Source organism: Streptomyces sp. NPDC127177 (assembly GCF_042672475.1).
In the GTDB taxonomy this organism is placed as follows: domain Bacteria; phylum Actinomycetota; class Actinomycetes; order Streptomycetales; family Streptomycetaceae; genus Streptomyces.
On the sequence record NZ_JBHXUW010000015.1, the window covers coordinates 117,272 to 134,184 of the forward strand.

15 protein-coding genes and 2 tRNA genes are annotated in these 16,913 nt (G+C 69.5%); 11 read left to right on the forward strand and 6 right to left on the reverse strand.

The genetic code is table 11. From position 1 onward, the window contains the following. The first annotated feature begins 17 nt into the window (after positions 1–17). Positions 18–614 carry a biotin transporter BioY gene (locus ACFVJX_RS12265; RefSeq protein ID WP_384136283.1) on the forward strand — a complete coding sequence of 199 codons (597 nt, stop codon included), beginning with the start codon at positions 18–20 and terminating at the stop codon, positions 612–614. Here ACFVJX_RS12265 and ACFVJX_RS12270 read toward each other — a convergent pair. Further along, entirely contained in the window at positions 595–1,914 is a 1,320-nt protein-coding gene (locus tag ACFVJX_RS12270; RefSeq protein WP_384136285.1) for an FAD-binding oxidoreductase, read from the reverse strand. The genes ACFVJX_RS12265 and ACFVJX_RS12270 overlap by 20 nt on opposite strands. Before the next feature lie 86 nt (positions 1,915–2,000). Beyond that, complete coding sequence (locus ACFVJX_RS12275; protein WP_384136287.1) at positions 2,001–3,470, reverse strand: amino acid permease; 1,470 nt, start codon at positions 3,468–3,470, stop codon at positions 2,001–2,003. A gap of 229 nt (positions 3,471–3,699) precedes the next feature. Here ACFVJX_RS12275 and ACFVJX_RS12280 point away from each other — a divergent pair, with 229 nt between their 5' ends. Both ACFVJX_RS12280 and ACFVJX_RS12285 read left to right on the forward strand, forming a co-directional pair. Next, positions 3,700–4,188 (forward strand): ribose-5-phosphate isomerase, encoded by a 489-nt coding sequence (locus ACFVJX_RS12280; protein ID WP_384136288.1) that lies wholly within the window; start codon positions 3,700–3,702, stop codon positions 4,186–4,188. Positions 4,189–4,270: 82 nt separating this feature from the next. Further along, positions 4,271–5,080, forward strand: coding sequence for an Fpg/Nei family DNA glycosylase (locus ACFVJX_RS12285; protein WP_384136290.1), 810 nt, complete (start codon positions 4,271–4,273; stop codon positions 5,078–5,080). Positions 5,081–5,239: 159 nt separating this feature from the next. Here ACFVJX_RS12285 and ACFVJX_RS12290 read toward each other — a convergent pair whose 3' ends face one another. Next, positions 5,240–6,472 (reverse strand): GNAT family N-acetyltransferase, encoded by a 1,233-nt coding sequence (locus ACFVJX_RS12290; protein WP_384136292.1) that lies wholly within the window; start codon positions 6,470–6,472, stop codon positions 5,240–5,242. A 105-nt stretch (positions 6,473–6,577) separates the two neighbouring features. Between ACFVJX_RS12290 and ACFVJX_RS12295 the strand changes: the two genes are divergently transcribed. Next, positions 6,578–7,723 carry a PP2C family protein-serine/threonine phosphatase gene (locus tag ACFVJX_RS12295; RefSeq protein WP_384136294.1) on the forward strand — a complete coding sequence of 382 codons (1,146 nt, stop codon included), beginning with the start codon at positions 6,578–6,580 and terminating at the stop codon, positions 7,721–7,723. A 50-nt stretch (positions 7,724–7,773) separates the two neighbouring features. Here ACFVJX_RS12295 and ACFVJX_RS12300 read toward each other — a convergent pair whose 3' ends face one another. Continuing rightward, the gene (locus ACFVJX_RS12300) at positions 7,774–8,937 is read right to left on the reverse strand and encodes a cation:proton antiporter (protein WP_384136296.1); all 1,164 of its coding nucleotides are present in this window, start codon (positions 8,935–8,937) and stop codon (positions 7,774–7,776) included. Positions 8,938–9,122: 185 nt separating this feature from the next. Between ACFVJX_RS12300 and ACFVJX_RS12305 the strand changes: the two genes are divergently transcribed. Next, on the forward strand, positions 9,123–9,578 hold the full coding sequence (locus ACFVJX_RS12305; protein ID WP_384136298.1) for an HD domain-containing protein: 456 nt from the start codon (positions 9,123–9,125) through the stop codon (positions 9,576–9,578). A gap of 84 nt (positions 9,579–9,662) precedes the next feature. Here the strand turns inward: ACFVJX_RS12305 and ACFVJX_RS12310 are convergent, their stop codons facing one another. Continuing rightward, entirely contained in the window at positions 9,663–10,820 is a 1,158-nt protein-coding gene (locus tag ACFVJX_RS12310; protein WP_384136300.1) for an acyltransferase family protein, read from the reverse strand. A gap of 480 nt (positions 10,821–11,300) precedes the next feature. Here ACFVJX_RS12310 and ACFVJX_RS12315 point away from each other — a divergent pair, with 480 nt between their 5' ends. Continuing rightward, a complete protein-coding gene (locus tag ACFVJX_RS12315; RefSeq protein WP_123471025.1) occupies positions 11,301–11,495 on the forward strand; it encodes a hypothetical protein in 195 nt (64 codons plus the stop codon). A 408-nt stretch (positions 11,496–11,903) separates the two neighbouring features. Here ACFVJX_RS12315 and ACFVJX_RS12320 read toward each other — a convergent pair. Continuing rightward, positions 11,904–11,977 (reverse strand) — tRNA-Gly (locus tag ACFVJX_RS12320). A gap of 165 nt (positions 11,978–12,142) precedes the next feature. On the opposite strand from ACFVJX_RS12320, the gene ACFVJX_RS12325 reads away from it, so the two are divergent. From ACFVJX_RS12325 to clpX, 5 genes are all read left to right on the forward strand, one after another. Then, positions 12,143–12,219 (forward strand) — tRNA-Pro (locus tag ACFVJX_RS12325). A 151-nt stretch (positions 12,220–12,370) separates the two neighbouring features. Next, positions 12,371–13,768, forward strand: coding sequence for a trigger factor (gene tig / locus ACFVJX_RS12330; protein ID WP_384136302.1), 1,398 nt, complete (start codon positions 12,371–12,373; stop codon positions 13,766–13,768). Positions 13,769–14,033: 265 nt separating this feature from the next. Next, the gene (locus ACFVJX_RS12335; protein WP_384136306.1) at positions 14,034–14,639 is read left to right on the forward strand and encodes an ATP-dependent Clp protease proteolytic subunit; all 606 of its coding nucleotides are present in this window, start codon (positions 14,034–14,036) and stop codon (positions 14,637–14,639) included. 76 nt (positions 14,640–14,715) lie between these two features. Further along, on the forward strand, positions 14,716–15,399 hold the full coding sequence (locus ACFVJX_RS12340) for an ATP-dependent Clp protease proteolytic subunit (RefSeq protein WP_384136304.1): 684 nt from the start codon (positions 14,716–14,718) through the stop codon (positions 15,397–15,399). 156 nt (positions 15,400–15,555) lie between these two features. After that, positions 15,556–16,854, forward strand: coding sequence for an ATP-dependent Clp protease ATP-binding subunit ClpX (gene clpX, locus ACFVJX_RS12345; protein ID WP_327336834.1), 1,299 nt, complete (start codon positions 15,556–15,558; stop codon positions 16,852–16,854). Positions 16,855–16,913: the final 59 nt, after the last annotated feature.

Consider the following 16,913-nt stretch of genomic DNA (forward strand, 5'->3'; position numbering starts at 1 on the left):
CACCTCGCGGAGTCCCGATGAGCACTGCTGCCGCCGCCCCCGTCCGTACCGGAGCGGTCCTCGCCGACCTGCTGCCCGCCGCCCGGCACCGCTACGCGGTGGACACCGCCCTGGTGCTCGGTGGCGCCGCGCTCACCGGCATAGCCGCCCAGATCGCCGTGCCCGTCCCCGGCTCCCCGGTCCCGGTCACCGGCCAGACCTTCGCCGCGCTCCTGGTCGGCACCGCGCTCGGCGCCCGCCGGGGCTTCCTCTCCCTCGCGGTGTACGCACTCGTCGGCATGGCCGGCATGCCGTGGTTCTCGGCCGGCAGCTCCGGCCCCGGCGGCGCCTCGTTCGGCTATGTGCTGGGCATGCTGCTCGCCGCGACCGTGGCCGGCGGCCTCGCCCGCCGCGGCGGCGACCGCTCGGTGCTGCGGACGGCGGGCACCATGGTGCTCGGCTCGGCCATCATCTACGCGGTCGGCGTGCCCTACCTGGCGCTGTCCACCGGCATGTCGGCGAGCGCCGCGATCGCGGCGGGCCTGACGCCGTTCCTGCTCGGCGACGCGCTCAAGGCCGCGCTCGCGATGGGCGCGCTGCCCGCGTCCTGGAAGCTCATCGGCCGCCGCGGCTGACGCCACCGCTTCCGTAAGCACCTCCGAAGAGGCTGGCCGGGTCGTGACGCGACACCAGACCGGCGAGCCTCTTGCGCGTCCGCGCGTCGTGGAAGCCCCCGGTGCGGTCCCCGCCGCCGAAGGAGAAGTTCAGCGAACGGCCCATGACGGACGGTGCGAGGGCCCCGGCGACCTCCTCGTACAGGGCCCGCACGGAGGGCACGTCCGTGCCGTCGAGCGGCGAGAGCAGCCGCAGCAGGAATCCGGCCCCGCGGTACGGCACCGCGTTATCCACCGCGGGAGCGGTGGCCAGTGCCCCGCCCAGGTGGTTGAGCTGGACCACGGTCATCATCGGGGCCTTCCGGCCGGTCAGCTCCAGCACCCGCGCCGCGCGTGCGGGATCCAGCCCGCTCAGCATCAGCCCGTCCCCGTAGTACGCGTGGGGGAACGGCGGATCGCTGTGGATGGTGTGGCTGTCGGTGTACGGCAGCTCCCGCAGCGAGTCCGCCCGCGCGGGCCCGATCGCCCGCAGCGGCGCCACCAGGCGTTCCCCCTCGGCCTCGGTGCCGGTGTACGCGACCCGCACCGAGATGACGTACCGGCCCCGCAACGGCTCCGGCAGCTGCGGTGCGTCCGGGTACACGAGCGCGGAGACCGACGAGGTCAGCGTCCCCGGCACGGTCCGCGTCCACTCCAGATAGCGCCGCAGCACCCTTGCCCCGGCACCGCCGTCCCCGTCGAAGGCGATCGAGCCGCCGTACAGCCGGGCCACCCCGGCCAGCCCGATCTCCAGCCCCGTCACCACGCCGAGCCGGTGCCCCCCGCCGCGCAGCCCCCAGAACAGATCGGGCTCTTCCTCGGGGGTGACGTGGCGCAGCACCCCGTCGCCCGTCACCACGTCGAGTGACCGCACGTGGTCGGCGGCGTACCCGAACTCCCGGGCCATGATGCCCAGCCCGCCGCCCAGCGTGTAGGAGACGGCGCCCACCCCGGGGGCGGAGCCGTTCAGCGGGGCGAGCCCGTGCGGTGCCGCGGCCCGCACCACCTGCGCCCAGGTGGTGCCCGCCGCGACGGTGGCGGTCCGGCGGGCCGGGTCGATCCGCACGGAGTCCATCCGGCCGGTGTCGATCAGGACCCCGCGCTCGACGGCACCCGGCAGCCCGTGCCCGGTGGCGTGGACGGCGACCCGGAGACCGTCGCCGGCGGCGCGCGCCACTGCCTCGCGTACGTCCTCGGCCTCGGCGGCCTCCACGACGAGATCCGGTCGGATCGGGAAACCGGTCTGGAAACCGGGCGGGAAATCGGCAGGGGCGGCAGTCATGGCGGAGGCTCTCCAGTCGCTCGCTCGATGGCTTACGACGGAGAGCCTCCCCGCTATACCTGACAGGTCCCGTCAGGTATGGGCAATCAGCTGTCGGCCTTCTCGACCGGGGCGCCGGGCGTGCCGCCGCGGCGCCCGCGTGCCTCGCGCACCAGCGAGAACGCCACCACCAGGACCGCGACCAGCAGCGAGAGCAGCACCTGCTCGCGACCGGCGTCGTCGGTCAGCATGTAGACCAGCACGAAGGAGATCATCGCGATGGTCGCCCAGGTCAGATACGGGAAGAGCCACATCCGCACGACCAGCTTCTCGGGCGACTCGCGCAGGATGATGCCGCGCATCCGCAGCTGGGTGAAGCAGATGACCAGCCAGACGAACAGGGCGACCGCGCCCGAGGAGTTCAGCAGGAACGCGAACACGGTGTCCGGCCACTGGTAGTTGAAGAAGACGGCGACGAAGCCGAAGACGACCGAGGAGAGGATCGCCGCCTGCGGCACGCCCCGCTTGTTGGTCCGGGCGAACGCCTGCGGGGCGTCGCCGCGCCCGCCGAGCGAGAAGGCCATCCGGGAGGCCGTGTAGAGGCCGGAGTTGAGGCAGGAGAGCACGGCCGTCAGCACGATGACGTCCATCACCTGGCCGGCGTGCGGGATGCCGATCGAGTCGAGCGCGGCGACGTAGCTGCCCTTCTCCATGATCGAGGCGTCGTTCCACGGGAGGAGCGTCAGCACGACGAAGATCGAACCGAGGTAGAAGACGGCGATCCGCCAGATCACACTGTTGGTGGCCTTCTGGACGGCGCGCTGCGGGTTCTCCGACTCACCGGCCGCCAGCGTCACGATCTCGCTGCCCATGAAGGAGAAGACCACCATCAGCACACCGGTGAGGATGGCGCCCGGCCCCTTGGGGAAGAAGCCGCCGGTGTCGGTGAGATGGGCCAGCCCCGAGCCGGCGTTGTCCGAACCCGGCAGCACGCCGAAGACGGCGAGCAGACCGACGATCACGAAGGCGCCGATGGCGACGACCTTGATCCCGGCGAACCAGAACTCGAACTCGCCGTACGAGCCGACCGAGACCAGGTTCGTCGCGGTCAGCACCAGCATCACGATGAGCGCCCAGGCCCACTGCGGGACGCCCGGCACCCAGTTCTCCAGGATCTTGGCCCCCGCCGTGGCCTCGACGGCGAGCACCACGACCCAGAAGAACCAGTACAGCCAGCCGATGGAGAAACCGGCCCAGCGGCCCAGCGCCTGGTCGGCGTAGGCTGAGAAGGAGCCCGAGGCCGGGCGGGCGGCAGCCATCTCGCCGAGCATCCGCATCACGAAGACGACCATCAGGCCGACCAGCGCGTACGACAGCAGGATCGCCGGTCCGGCGGCGGCGATGCCGGCGCTCGAACCCACGAAGAGGCCGGCGCCGATCACACCACCGATCGCGATCATCGAGAGGTGACGGTTCTTGAGACCGGCCTGGAGCCCGTCCTCGGGGCCCGTCCGGTCGGAACGGTCCGGCCCCTCGGGCTGCTGGCCCGGGCCGGCCAGAGTCGTCTGCGACGTCATGGATCGAATCCTTACGTTTCGGATCACTCGGTTGCGTGACCCGCCGCGACACGGTGGTGTGCGGCGAGCGTTGCATTGAAGCCCGGACGACCCCGAAAGCGGAACCCCAACCTCCGTATCGTTGACCCGATCGTTGCCTCAGTGGCTCGGATCACACAGAGTCCGCACATCAGGACCACACCGCACCCCGTCGTCGATTACCCGCCGCAGCTCGTGCCACACTCCTCACATGCGCGTGTACCTCGGCTCCGACCATGCCGGCTACGAACTCAAGAACCACCTCGTCGAGTGGCTCAAGGCCCAAGGCCACGAAGCCGTCGACTGTGGTCCCCACATCTACGACGCCGAGGACGACTATCCGCCGTTCTGCCTGCGCGCCGCCGAGAAGACGGCCGCGGACCCGGACAGCCTCGGCATCGTGATCGGCGGCTCCGGCAACGGCGAGCAGATCGCCGCGAACAAGGTCAAGGGCGTCCGTGCCGCGCTCGCCTGGAGCGAGCAGACCGCCGCGCTGGGCCGCGAGCACAACGACGCCAACGTGATCTCCATCGGCGGCCGGATGCACACGGCCGAGGAGTCCACCAAGTTCGTCGAGATCTTCCTCGCCACTCCGTACTCCGGCGCGGAGCGGCACACCCGCCGCATCGAGATGCTCACGGCCTACGAGAACACCGGCGAGCTCCCCCCGGTCCCGGCCCACCACCCGCAGCAGGGCTGACCGACCCGCTTCCCGCCGTGCCGCCGGAGCCCCCGGCGGCACAGCCATGTCCGCACCCGCCCCAGCCAGGAGAGCCGCCGCCGTGCCCGAGGGACACACGATCCACCGCCTGGCGGCGGACCACCTGGACAGGTTCGGCGGACGCCCGGTGCGGGTGAGCAGCCCGCAGGGCAAGTTCGCCGACAGCGCCGCCCTGCTCGACGGCCGGGTGCTGGACGGCGTGGACGCGCACGGCAAGCACCTCTTCCTCGGCTTCGACGCGGTGGGCTGGGTCCACATCCACCTCGGCCTGTTCGGCAAGCTCGGATTCGGTACGGCCCCGGCCCCGCCGCCCACCGACACGGTCCGGCTGCGGATCGTGAGCGACGAGCACCACGCGGATCTGCGCGGCCCCACCACCTGCGCGCTGATCACCGACGCCGAGAAGCGGGCGATACACGAGCGGCTGGGCCCCGACCCGCTGCGCTCGGACGAGGACGGCGAGCGCGCCTGGCAGCGGATCTCCCGCAGCCGGATCACGGTGGCCGCCCTGCTGATGGACCAGAAGGTCGTCGCGGGCGTGGGCAACGTGTACCGGGCGGAGGTCCTGTTCCGGCACGGCATCGACCCCTACCGGCCCGGCCGCGACCTCACCCGCCGCGAGTGGGACGCGATCTGGGCGGACCTGGGCGAGCTGATGCGCGAGGGCGTGCGCAACAACCGGATCGACACGGTCCGCCCCGCGCACCTGCCCGAGGCGATGGGCCGGCCGCCGCGGGTGGACGACCACGGCGGCGAGGTCTACGTCTACCGGCGGGCCCGGCAGGCGTGTCACATCTGCGGTACGGAGATCCGCACGGCGGAGTTGTCCGCCCGCAACCTGTTCTGGTGCCCGGGCTGCCAGTCCCGCTGAGCGCGGGTCACCCGGACCGCGCGCCCGCTCTCGACCGCCGGACGGGCCCACTCTGTCCTCACCCGCCGGACGGGCTTGACTCCCGAGCCCGTCCGGGCGAAACCGAGCCCGTCCGGCGATCGAGGCCGAAGCCCGTCGCCGGACAGGCCCCACCGCGCCCTAGAACCCCCGCGGCAACCACGGCGCAACGTCGGACAGGAACGCCGACGACACCTCCGCCAGGACCCCCGCCCGCAGCTCCCGCACCCGCCCGGCCCGGGCGAGCGCCCCCAGCGACTCGCCGCCCAGATACGCCGTACCCAACTCCCTCACCGACAGCGCCAGATCCGCCGCGTCATCCGTCCGCTTGCACGACGCGCCCCCCTTCGCGTCGGCCGTCAGCCGCCAACGCCCCTCGTTCCAGGGGCAGAAGGTGTCCTCGACCTCGAACACCACGTCCACCGGCCCCCGGTAGCTCCGCGCCTCCAGCGCCGCGCCCACGTCCACCAGTCGTACGTGGAGCGAATCCCGGATCCCGATCGCGCACCGCCGCACATCCGATACGAGGTGCAGCACCGCGTCGTCCACCGGCCGGTTCCGCGCCTCGACCGTCGACGTCAGGTCGATCCCGAAGAGGAACCGCCACAGCGCCGCGTACGCCGCCGGATCCAGCGCCGCCAGATCGCTCACGACGATCCGGCCCTTGGGGCCCGACGTGTCCCAGTCCGGTTTGATGTGGTAAGTCGTGTATCCCACCACCTCGCCGTCCCGCTCGGCCAGCAGGCACTGCAAGGCCGAACCGCCCTGCCGCGAACCCGCCGGATCGACGAGCGACTTGCGCTCCCAGCCCGGGCCGTGGGCCGGAGTGCCGGGCCGCCCGGCCACCAGGCGGGCGTACACGCTCTCGCACGCCTCGACGGCCTCGTCCTTCTTCGCGTACCGCAGCCGGACCTCGTCCGTGCCCCGGGGGACGGACAGCCGCACCCGGTCCGTGTCGATCGCCAGGGACATCTGGCGGGTCGCCGCCCCGTACCCGTAGCGGCCGTAGATCGCCGGCTCCGACGCCGTGAGCACCGCGAGCGGCTCGCCCAACGCCCGTACGTCGTCGAGCTGTCGGCGCATCATCGAGGTCAGCAGCCCGCGCCTGCGGTGGGTGGTCGCGACACTGACCATCGTCACGCCCGCGGCCGGCACCAGCGCGCCGCCCGGAACGGCCAGCCGGAAGCTGAACGCCCCCGCCGTGGCGACCACGTCATCGCCGTCCCAGATCCCGAGCGACCGCTCGTGCTCCGTCACCGACTCCGCGTGCCCGCGCTCCTCGGGCGATTCCGGAACCCCTCCGAAGGCGAGCTCCAAGGACTCGAACCACTGGTTCCATTCGGACGGGCGCAATACGCGGAGCTCTGTAGTCATATGCCATGCCTACCAGGGCCGCGACGGACAAGCGACCCGATTTCGAACGCATTGTCACAGGGGTCCCCCTGCACCGGAAGCCGCCGGGTGGATAAGGTCCCCGCAATGGCCCGACGCGCAGGAGCAGAGACATACCCGGCCCGATTGCGAAAATCGGTGCACCGGGTACGCAGCACGCTGCGCAGATCCGGCGTCGACTACTTCCGCGGCGACGGCTCCGACTGGATCGCCCTGGCCGCCCTGTTGCTCACCGTCCCCGCCATCACCTGCGCGACCCTGCTCAATCCGGTGTGGTGCTCACCGACCGCGCTCGTCCTGCCGATCGTCGCCGGTGGCCTCCTGCTGCGGCCCGCCAGCCTGCTCGGTCTGTACGCGGCGGCCGCCGCGGCCCTGATCGTCGAGTCCATCTCGCTCGGCCCGTACAAGGACGGCACGATCGGGGTCACCCCCGGAACCGTGCTGACGGTCGCGGCCTGCGGCTTCTTCGGGCTGGTGCTCGCCCAGTTCCGCGCCAGGGTCGGTGTCCCGTGGCGGCGCGGCGGCACCATGCTCTTCGACCTGCGCGAACGCATCCGCGTCCAGAGCGCGCTGCCCCGGCTCCCGCAGGGCTGGCACCGCGAGATGTCGCTGCGCCCGGCGGGCGGGCAGTCCTTCTCCGGCGACTTCGTCGTCGCGGCCCGCACCAACGGCGGCCGCACTCTGGAGGCCGTGCTCACCGACGTCTCCGGCAAGGGCATGGACGCGGGTTCCCGCGCCCTGCTGCTGTCCGGCGCCTTCGGCGGGCTCCTCGGCTCGCTGCCGTCGCACGGCTTCCTGCCCGCGGCCAACGGCTACCTGCTGCGCCAGGACTGGGAGGAGGGCTTCGCCACCTCGATCCATCTGGTGCTGGACCTCGAGTCGGGCGACTACGAACTCCTCTCGGCAGGCCATCCCCCCGCCCTCCAGCTCCACGCCGGCAGCGGCCGGTGGGAGGAGATGGCCGCGGAGGGCCCCCTGCTCGGGGTGTACGACGGGGCGCAGTTCGACGCCGTGAAGGGCTCGCTGGCCCCCGGGGACGTACTGATGCTGTTCACCGACGGACTGGTGGAGACGTCCGACCGGGACATGGCGGAGGGCATCGACCGGCTGACCGGCGAGGCCGACCGCTATGTCTCGACGGGCTTCGAGGGCGCGGCCTGGCATCTCATCGAGGCCTGCGCCAAGGACGTCAACGACGACCGGGCGCTCCTGCTGCTGTCACGTAAATCCTGAACCGTACGCAAACCGATCGAACCGGGCGTACGTCAACGGCGTTCGCCCCGTCACCGGATCGGGACGGGTACGGGATCGTGCCGGCCCGGCAGGATCCTCGCCAGCCAGTGCGAGCGACCGGCCGCCAGCGGGGCCAGGACCGCCAGGACGAGCACGTATCCGGCGATGAACGGCGCCAGTCGCTCGTCCAGCCCCGCGCCCGCCGCCATCGTGGCGAGGATGAGCGCGAACTCGCCGCGCGCCACCAGGGTGGTGGAGATGTTCGCAGTGGCCTGCGCCCCGAACGCGTACAGCTTGGCGGTGGCCATCCCGGCGAAGACGTTCATGGCGAGGGTCACCATGACGGCTGCCAGCACCGGCCACACCACGCCCGGCAGGTCGCCGGGGTTGATGGAGAGGCCGAAGGCGAAGAAGAAGATCGCCCCGAAGGCGTCGCGCAGCGGGTGGACGAGCTTGAGGATGCGCTCGCCCGACGAGGTGCTGCCCAGCATCAGACCCACCATGAAGGCGCCGATCGCGTCGGCGACGCCGAACCACTCCGAGATGCCCGCCACCAGGACCGCCACGCCGAGGAAGGAGATGACGAGGAGCTCGTCGTCCTTGGTGTTGATGAGCTTGCTGATGAGCCTGGTGCCGAACCGGGCCGCCAGGGCGAGCACCAGCAGGAAGCCGAAGGCCTTACCGCCGTCGACCGCTGCCGCCGAGAGGCTGTCGGCGCCCGAGAGGATGGGCTGGAGGGCCGCCAGGTACAGCGCGAGGAAGACGTCCTCGACGACGATGATGCCGAGGATCGGCCTGGTCTCCGGGTTGCCGATCCGGCCCAGGTCGACGAGGACCTTGGTGACGATGGCGGAGGACGAGATGCCCAGCACCCCGGCGAGTACCAGCGCCTCCGAGGTGCCCCAGCCGAGTGCGAAGCCGAATCCGAGCCCGGCGCCGACGTTCAGGGCGAGATAGGTGCCCCCGGCGAGCGCCATCTTGCGCCCGCCGGCCTTCAGGTCGTCGAGGTGGAACTCCAGGCCGAGGTAGAAGAGCAGCAGCACCAGGCCGAGCGCGGAGAGCATCTCCAGGTCGTGCGGATCGGCGACGAGGACGATGCCGGGGGTGTGCGGGCCGAGCAGGATCCCGGCCAGGATGAACAGGGGGATGGTCGGCAGTCCGATGCGGCTGCCGACGCGGGCGAGAACGGCGGCGGCGAGGAAGGCGCCGCCCATGGCGATGAGCGTGTCTGCGTGTCCGATGAGCCCAGTCCTTCACTTGGTCAAGAGAACGTCAAAGAATCGTCAGTAATTAGTTTACCGAACGATTGACGTTGCAACCTTCCCCGACGCCGGGCGGCCCTCGGCCGGTCCGTGGAGCCGGCACGTCCGCCGGGTCGGCGCGTCCGTAGAGTCGGGCCATGACAGGACCACGCGAGCAGTTGACCCTGGCCGAAGTCGAGCGCATCGCCCGCGAGGCCCATGCCGGTCAGCGCGACAAGGCCGGCCGGCCGTACGCCGAGCACCTCGCGGCAGTCGCGGAGGGGGTGCGGAGCAGGGGCGGCAGCGACGACCAGATCGCCGCGGCCTGGCTGCACGACGCGGTCGAGGACGATGCGCTGCCGGCGCGATGGCTGGCAGAAGCGGCGCTGCCGCAGCAGGTCAAGGACATGGTTCTCGCCGTCACCAAACGGGACGGGGAGGATCTGCCGGCGTACACCCGGCGCATCCTGGCCACCCCGGGCGCGCTGCTGATCAAGGAGTCCGATCTCGCGCACAACACCGACCCGGCGCGCCTCGCGGCGCTGGATCCGGCGACCCGTACCCGACTGACCGAGAAGTATGCGCAGGTGCGGAGGCTGCTCTGGCCGGCCTAGCCGAAATCGCCCACCGAACAGCGGTATTGAGCCAACACGGCGAAGCCCGGCCCTCATGCGGGGGCCGGGCTCCACTGTGCGGGCTCAGAGCTTGGCGGCGTCCCGCCGGAAGGCCCAGTTCATGTCGGGCTCGGTCACGCACCGCAGGGCCCGTCGCACCGGCGGCGTGCACAGGAGCGTCACGCCGGCGGAGGCGACCAGGGTGACGATCACCAGACCGGTCGGCGACACCAGCCACTCGTTGTGGTCGAAGACCCCGGCGTAGTCGGCGCCCTTCACGAAGAACCCGTGCAGCAGATAGCCGCAGATCGTCCCGGCGCCCAGCACGGTGAACCACATGTGGCGGCGGGGCACCCAGGCAAGGAACCCGATGGTGAGCAGCGTCGCGCAGCCGAACAGCGCGAGGGTCATCACCGCGCCGGACCACCAGGGGGCGTGCATGTCCTGGGCGCTGGAGTCGCGCAGGAACCAGCCCAGCTGCATCCGGGGGGCCGCCCAGTAGGCGAAGACCGCGGCACCGGCGAACAGGGGCAGGGCGAGCAGCCGGACCTCGCGGCGGCGGACGAGCTGGAAGTGCTCGGGCTTGAGCTGGAGTCCGAGCACGAAGAACGGCAGGAACTGCAGGACGCGCGGCAGGTCGAGGTCGTCACCGATGCTGGGGGCGAACGAGGCGAGGACGGCGATGACGAGCGAGACCGTCAGAGGGTGGCGCAGGTTCTGCCAGATCGGGGTGGTGAGCCGCCAGATGAACAGCGCGGCCAGGAACCAGGTGAGGTACCAGGGCTCCAGCAGGCTGATCGCCGCGTCCGGGGTGTCGTTCGCGTACCGGCGGAACAGCGAGTACGCGGTCTCGAAGACGATGTACGGCACGGCAACGCCCGTGACCAGGCGCTTCACCTTGGGGGGCGTCAGGGTGAACGAGCGTGAGAAATAGCCGGAGATGAGGATGAAGGCCGGCATGTGGAAGGTGTACGTCACCATGTACAGCGCGCGCGCCGCCCGGCTTCCCTCCATGACGGGTACCCATGAGTGCGCCACAGCGACCAGCACGATGGCCAGGTACTTGGCGTTGTCGAAGTAGGCGTCACGCTTCTTCGCGGGGGCGTTCTGCGCGGGCCGCTCCGCCACCGCGACCGCCGTGGGGGCTTCCGGGGCCGAGGCCCGGTCCTGGTGTCTGGGCTCCGACTCCCGGGTCGCCGGGGGAAGCGTGGCCCTCTGAAATACGTTCGGAGCGTGGAACATCTCAAGCACCCTAGACGTCTCGATTGGATTTCGTAAAACCGTCATCGGATATCGCGTGTTCCCGTTCGACGTAAAGCCAAACGTTCAAATTTTGCCCGGTATGGACTGGTTAATCCTCCTTAAATGGTGCATATCAACAGGCAGTTGGGAGGGGTGAATTACATCGCATTCAAATCTGAGAATTGCATGTGAATGAAGTGTGTGGGTACAGAAACGATCACCGATGTGATCATTCCTGTTGATTGGCTCATTGGTGCGGGCGTCCTCCGGCCCGCACCCTGCGGCTGCGGGGCCGTGGGTCCTGCCGAGGCGTCGCGCAAGGGCGCACAGGCGGCGCAAGATGGCGCGATCCCGACCGGTGCATCCGTCACCTGGCAGCGACCACAGGGGAGTTGGTGGCACGATGGACGCCAACGGAGGAGTGCTCGTGGCGCACGCCTCCGGGCCGGCAAGGCGGACCGACCGAGGGTGTGATCAGTCGTGGCCATTTCACTGTCTGTGGTGCTTCTTTTGGCGATCATCCTGGTGGTCCTGATCCGAGGTGGCTCCATCAAGGCCGGACCCGCGATCGTCGCGGTGCTCTTCGGCTTCTTCCTGGCATCGACCGGCATGGCGCCGTCGATCCAGAAGTTCATGGACTCGATAGCGCAGAGCATCAACCAGATCAGCTTCTGATCCGGGACCGCTCCGCGCGGGGGACAGACGGGCAACGCAAGAGGCCCGGTCCGACGGTCATCCAGGAGATGTCCGCCGGGCCCTAGGCGTGCGACGGGCGACGGGCGACGGGAATCGAACCCGCGTGGCTGGTTCGGAAGACCCCGTATGCGGATGCTGACCCGCGAGCCTGCTGACCTGCGGCTGGGCTCGTCGGGAGCCGCTGGTCCCACCATTCCCAGCTGCTCCCCGTCGTGTCGGGCACGGAGCGGGCACGCGGTTACTCGTAGATACGGGCGGCGCTGAGCGCCCTGGCATAGAACGTCCAGTCGCCAAACGGGCACGCAGCGGGCACGTAGGGCGAAACGAAGATCGGAAACACGTCAGGGCCAGGTGGGAGGATGAACCTCTGACCTGGCCCTGAGTGATTGGAGCGGGCGACGGGAATCGAACCCGCGTAGCTAGTTTGGAAGACTAGGGCTCTACCATTGAGCTACGCCCGCATGCAGCGCACCGCAGGTCACCGGGACCGCGGTACGAGAAGCATCGTAGCGGGTCGCGGGCCCTGCCCGCACACCCGATCGCGGCACGAAGCCCCACGATGCGCGCGCCCCCGTGAAAGCGGCGGATGTACCGCCGGTCTGCATGTACCCTACGTGTCGCACCGACGGGGTGTGGCGCAGCTTGGTAGCGCGTCCGCTTTGGGAGCGGAAGGTCGTCGGTTCGAATCCGGCCACCCCGACCACCGGCAAGATCGCATTGTGGGAGTCCTCCCCCTTGCCGTTACTATGCAAAATGCGTGCCCGTGTGTCTGATGTACCGGGCTCGGTCCGCGAAGCCGCCTCCTGTGCGGTGGAGCAGAACCCCAAGAAGTCAGCCACCAAGGAGACCGAACCGTGAAGAGCGCCGTGGAGACCCTGAACCCGACCCGGGTTCGGCTCAGCATTGAGGTGCCCTTCGAGGAGCTCAAGGACAGCCTCGACGCGGCGTACAAGAAGATCAACCAGCAGGTCACGGTGAAGGGGTTCCGCAAGGGCAAGATCCCCAACCGGGTCATCGACCAGCGGTTCGGCCGTGGTGCTGTGCTGGAGGAGGCCGTCAACGACGCGCTCCCGAAGTTCTACACCGAGGCCGTCAACGAGGGAGAGCTCAACGTCCTCGGCCAGCCGGAGGTCGACATCACGGAGCTGAAGGACGGCGAACTGCTGGCCTTCACCGCCGAGGTTGACGTACGCCCCGAGATCGAGATTCCGGACTACTCCGGCATCGAGGTCACCGTCGACGCCCTCGAGGTCAGCGACGAGGACGTCGAGAAGGCCGTGGAGCAGCTGCGCGAGCGCTTCGCCTCGACCAACCCGGTCGAGCGCGCCGCCGCCGACGGCGACGTCGTCACGATCGACCTGCAGGCCAAGGTCGACGGCGAGGTCCTGGAGGACGGCGTGGCCGAGGGTGTCTCGTACACCATCGGTTCCGGTGAACTCCTCGAAGGCATCGACGACGCCGTCACCGGCCTGGAGGCGGGCGGCGAGACCACCTTCACCTCCGAGCTGAAGGGCGGCTCCGCCGAGGGCAAGGAGGCCGAGGTCACCGTCAAGGTCACCGCCGTCGCCGCCCGCGAGCTTCCCGAGCTGGACGACGACTTCGCCCAGATGGCGAGCGAGTTCGACACGCTCGACGAGCTCAAGGCCGACAGCCGCAAGCGCCTGGAGAGCACCAAGCAGTACGACCAGGCCACCCAGGCCCAGGAGCGCGTCCTGGAGGAGCTGCTCAAGCTCGCCGAGGTCCCGATCCCCGAGAAGCTGCTCGCGGACGAGGTCCAGACCCGCAAGCACAACCTCGAGCACCACCAGCTCGGCCAGATGGGTCTCGACCTGGAGAAGTACCTGGAGATCCAGGGCAAGACCCTCGAGGAGTTCGAGGCCGAGACGTCCGAGCAGGCCGTCAAGGGCATCAAGACCCAGTTCATCCTTGACGAGCTCGTCAACAAGGAGAAGCTGAACGTCAACCAGGAGGAGCTCACCGAGCACCTCATGCGGCGCGCGCAGTCCTCCGGCATGAGCCCCGACCAGTTCGCCCAGGCCGTCGTCGAGGGTGGCCAGGTGCCGATGCTCGTCGGCGAGGTCGCCCGCGGCAAGGCGCTCGCCGTCGTCGTCGAGGCCGCCAAGGTCGTCGACACCAACGGTGAGGTCGTCGAGCTGGAGGACGAAGAGGACGTGGCGGAGGAGGCCACCGAGGCGGCCGAGGCCGCCGAGGGCACCACCGAGGCCCCGGCCGAGGAGAAGACCGAGGCCTGAGCCTCGCGCTGAACCCGTACGACGGGCTCCGGACGCAATCGCGTCCGGAGCCCGTCGTCGTATCGGCGGACGTCGCCCACAACCCGTGTGCGGACTGCGGAGCTTGCGCTCCCAGCGAACAGTTGCGGAAGCGGGATGGCGTTGTCCCACCTGCGCGTTAGGGTCCATGAAGAGGAAGGGTCGGGGAGTCCCGGCCCACCCGGTACGAAGACGCTGAGACGGCCGGAGCCGTCAGAGACGAGCAGGTGGATACGTGACGAATCTGATGCCCTACGCCGCCGGAGAGCCGTCCCTCGGTGGAGGCCTCGGTGACCAGGTCTACAGCCGACTGCTCGGCGAGCGCATCATCTTCCTCGGCCAGCAGGTCGACGATGACATCGCCAACAAGATCACCGCGCAGCTGCTCCTCCTTGCCGCGGAGCCGGACAAGGACATCTACCTCTACATCAACAGCCCCGGTGGCTCGGTGACGGCGGGCATGGCGGTCTACGACACCATGCAGTACATCCCGAACGACGTGGTCACCATCGGTATGGGCATGGCGGCCTCGATGGGCCAGTTCCTGCTCACCGGCGGCAGCGCCGGCAAGCGCTTCGCGCTCCCGAACACCGACATCCTCATGCACCAGGGCTCGGCCGGTATCGGCGGTACGGCCTCGGACATCAAGATCCAGGCCCAGTACCTGCTGCGCACCAAGCAGCGGATGGCGGAGATCACCGCCCGCCACTCCGGCCAGACCGTGGAGACGATCATCCGCGACGGCGACCGCGACCGCTGGTACACCGCGGAGGAGGCCAAGGACTACGGCCTCATCGACGAGATCATCACGATCGCGTCGGGCGTTCCGGGCGGCGGCGGCACCGGCGCCTGATCCGGTTACCCCGGACCGCGCCACCGCACCGCATCTCTCGTACGCCGAGACATCCAGCCCACAGAACGCCACCAGGATGGTGAACACCCACATGAACAACTTCTCCGGCGCCTCTGCGAGCGGCCTCTACACCGGCCCGCAGGTGGACAACCGCTACATCGTCCCGCGCTTCGTGGAGCGCACGTCGCAGGGCGTGCGTGAGTACGACCCGTACGCGAAGCTCTTCGAGGAGCGCGTGATCTTCCTCGGGGTGCAGATCGACGACGCCTCCGCCAACGACGTCATGGCACAGCTGCTGTGCCTGGAGTCGATGGACCCCGACCGGGACATCTCGATCTACATCAACAGCCCCGGCGGCTCGTTCACCGCGCTCACCGCGATCTACGACACGATGCAGTTCGTGAAGCCGGACATCCAGACGGTCTGCATGGGCCAGGCGGCCTCCGCCGCGGCCGTCCTGCTCGCCGCGGGTACGCCCGGCAAGCGCCTGGCGCTGCCGAACGCGCGTATCCTGATCCACCAGCCGTCCTCGCAGACCGGCCGTGAGCAGCTCTCCGACCTGGAGATCGCGGCCAACGAGATCCTGCGGATGCGGACCCAGCTGGAGGAGCTGCTCGCAAAGCACTCCACCACGCCCATCGAGAAGATCCGCGACGACATCGAGCGCGACAAGATCCTGACGGCCGAGGACGCCCTGGCCTACGGTCTCGTCGACCAGATCGTGGCGACCCGTAAGAGCGCGGCCGGAGCGGCCGCCTGACGTCGGCCTTTACCCCTTGGTACGGCAGGGTCATCCGGCCTCGGCCGTGTGAACCGTGCCAAGGGGGGCCCGAACGGGGGCCCAGGCAAGGTACCGTCGGATAGAGGCACAGGAGCCGCTGAACCAGGCGTCTCCCAGGCGAAGGGGAAGCACCTCGTGGCACGCATCGGTGATGGCGGCGATCTGCTCAAGTGCTCGTTCTGCGGAAAGAGCCAGAAGCAGGTGAAGAAGCTCATCGCGGGACCCGGTGTGTACATCTGCGACGAGTGCATCGATCTCTGCAACGAGATCATCGAGGAGGAGCTCGCGGAGACCTCCGAGGTGCGGTGGGAGGAACTTCCCAAGCCGCGCGAGATCTACGAGTTCCTCGAGGGGTACGTCGTAGGCCAGGAGCCCGCGAAGAAGGCTCTCTCGGTCGCTGTGTACAACCACTACAAGCGGGTCCAGGCCGGGGAGAACGGCGGCGGGGCGAGCCGCGACGACGCGATCGAGCTCGCCAAGTCCAACATCCTGCTGCTGGGCCCCACGGGCTCGGGCAAGACCCTCCTCGCGCAGACACTGGCCCGCATGCTCAACGTCCCGTTCGCCATCGCGGACGCGACGGCGCTGACGGAGGCCGGCTATGTCGGCGAGGACGTCGAGAACATCCTGCTGAAGCTGATCCAGGCCGCCGACTACGACGTCAAGAAGGCCGAGACCGGGATCATCTACATCGACGAGATCGACAAGGTCGCCCGCAAGAGCGAGAACCCGTCGATCACCCGCGATGTCTCGGGCGAGGGCGTCCAGCAGGCCCTGCTGAAGATCCTGGAGGGCACCACCGCCTCCGTACCGCCGCAGGGCGGCCGGAAGCACCCGCACCAGGAGTTCATCCAGATCGACACGACGAACGTGCTGTTCATCGTGGGCGGCGCGTTCTCCGGCCTCGAGAAGATCATCGAGTCCCGGGCCGGCGCGAAGGGCATCGGCTTCGGCGCCACGATCCGCTCCAAGCTGGAGATCCAGGCGAGCGACCAGTTCCAGGAGGTCATGCCGGAGGACCTGGTGAAGTTCGGGATGATCCCCGAGTTCATCGGCCGCCTCCCGGTCCTGACCTCGGTCCACAACCTCGACCGCGAGGCCCTGCTCCAGATCCTCATCGAGCCGCGCAACGCCCTGGTGAAGCAGTACCAGCGGCTGTTCGAACTCGACGGCGTGGAGCTGGACTTCGAGCGTGAGGCACTGGAGGCCATCGCCGACCAGGCGATCCTGCGCCAGACCGGTGCGCGCGGTCTGCGCGCCATCATGGAGGAGGTCCTCCAGTCGGTGATGTACGAGGTGCCGTCCCGCAAGGACGTCGCCCGGGTCGTCATCACGGCGGACGTGGTCCGCAACAACGTCAACCCGACCCTGGTCCCGCGCGAGCCGCGGACGATCGGGAAGAACGACGACGGCCGGCACGAGAAGTCGGCGTAGCGGCGGCGTAGAGACGACGTACGCGAAGGGGCGCCCGGCCGGAAGAATCGGCCGGGCGC

Excerpts from the sequence above, each read along its gene's own strand:
- ACFVJX_RS12295 (WP_384136294.1), top strand. The coding sequence starts at position 6,578 with ATGGCCCGACGCGCAGGAGCAGAGACATACCCGGCCCGATTGCGAAAA.
- ACFVJX_RS12290 (WP_384136292.1), bottom strand. The coding sequence starts at position 6,472 with ATGACTACAGAGCTCCGCGTATTGCGCCCGTCCGAATGGAACCAGTGG.
- ACFVJX_RS12310 (WP_384136300.1), bottom strand. The coding sequence starts at position 10,820 with ATGTTCCACGCTCCGAACGTATTTCAGAGGGCCACGCTTCCCCCGGCG.
- ACFVJX_RS12270 (WP_384136285.1), bottom strand. The coding sequence starts at position 1,914 with ATGACTGCCGCCCCTGCCGATTTCCCGCCCGGTTTCCAGACCGGTTTC.
- ACFVJX_RS12265 (WP_384136283.1), top strand. The coding sequence starts at position 18 with ATGAGCACTGCTGCCGCCGCCCCCGTCCGTACCGGAGCGGTCCTCGCC.
- ACFVJX_RS12300 (WP_384136296.1), bottom strand. The coding sequence starts at position 8,937 with ATGGGCGGCGCCTTCCTCGCCGCCGCCGTTCTCGCCCGCGTCGGCAGC.
- ACFVJX_RS12305 (WP_384136298.1), top strand. The coding sequence starts at position 9,123 with ATGACAGGACCACGCGAGCAGTTGACCCTGGCCGAAGTCGAGCGCATC.
- ACFVJX_RS12335 (WP_384136306.1), top strand. The coding sequence starts at position 14,034 with ATGCCCTACGCCGCCGGAGAGCCGTCCCTCGGTGGAGGCCTCGGTGAC.
- ACFVJX_RS12340 (WP_384136304.1), top strand. The coding sequence starts at position 14,716 with ATGGTGAACACCCACATGAACAACTTCTCCGGCGCCTCTGCGAGCGGC.
- ACFVJX_RS12280 (WP_384136288.1), top strand. The coding sequence starts at position 3,700 with ATGCGCGTGTACCTCGGCTCCGACCATGCCGGCTACGAACTCAAGAAC.
- ACFVJX_RS12275 (WP_384136287.1), bottom strand. The coding sequence starts at position 3,470 with ATGACGTCGCAGACGACTCTGGCCGGCCCGGGCCAGCAGCCCGAGGGG.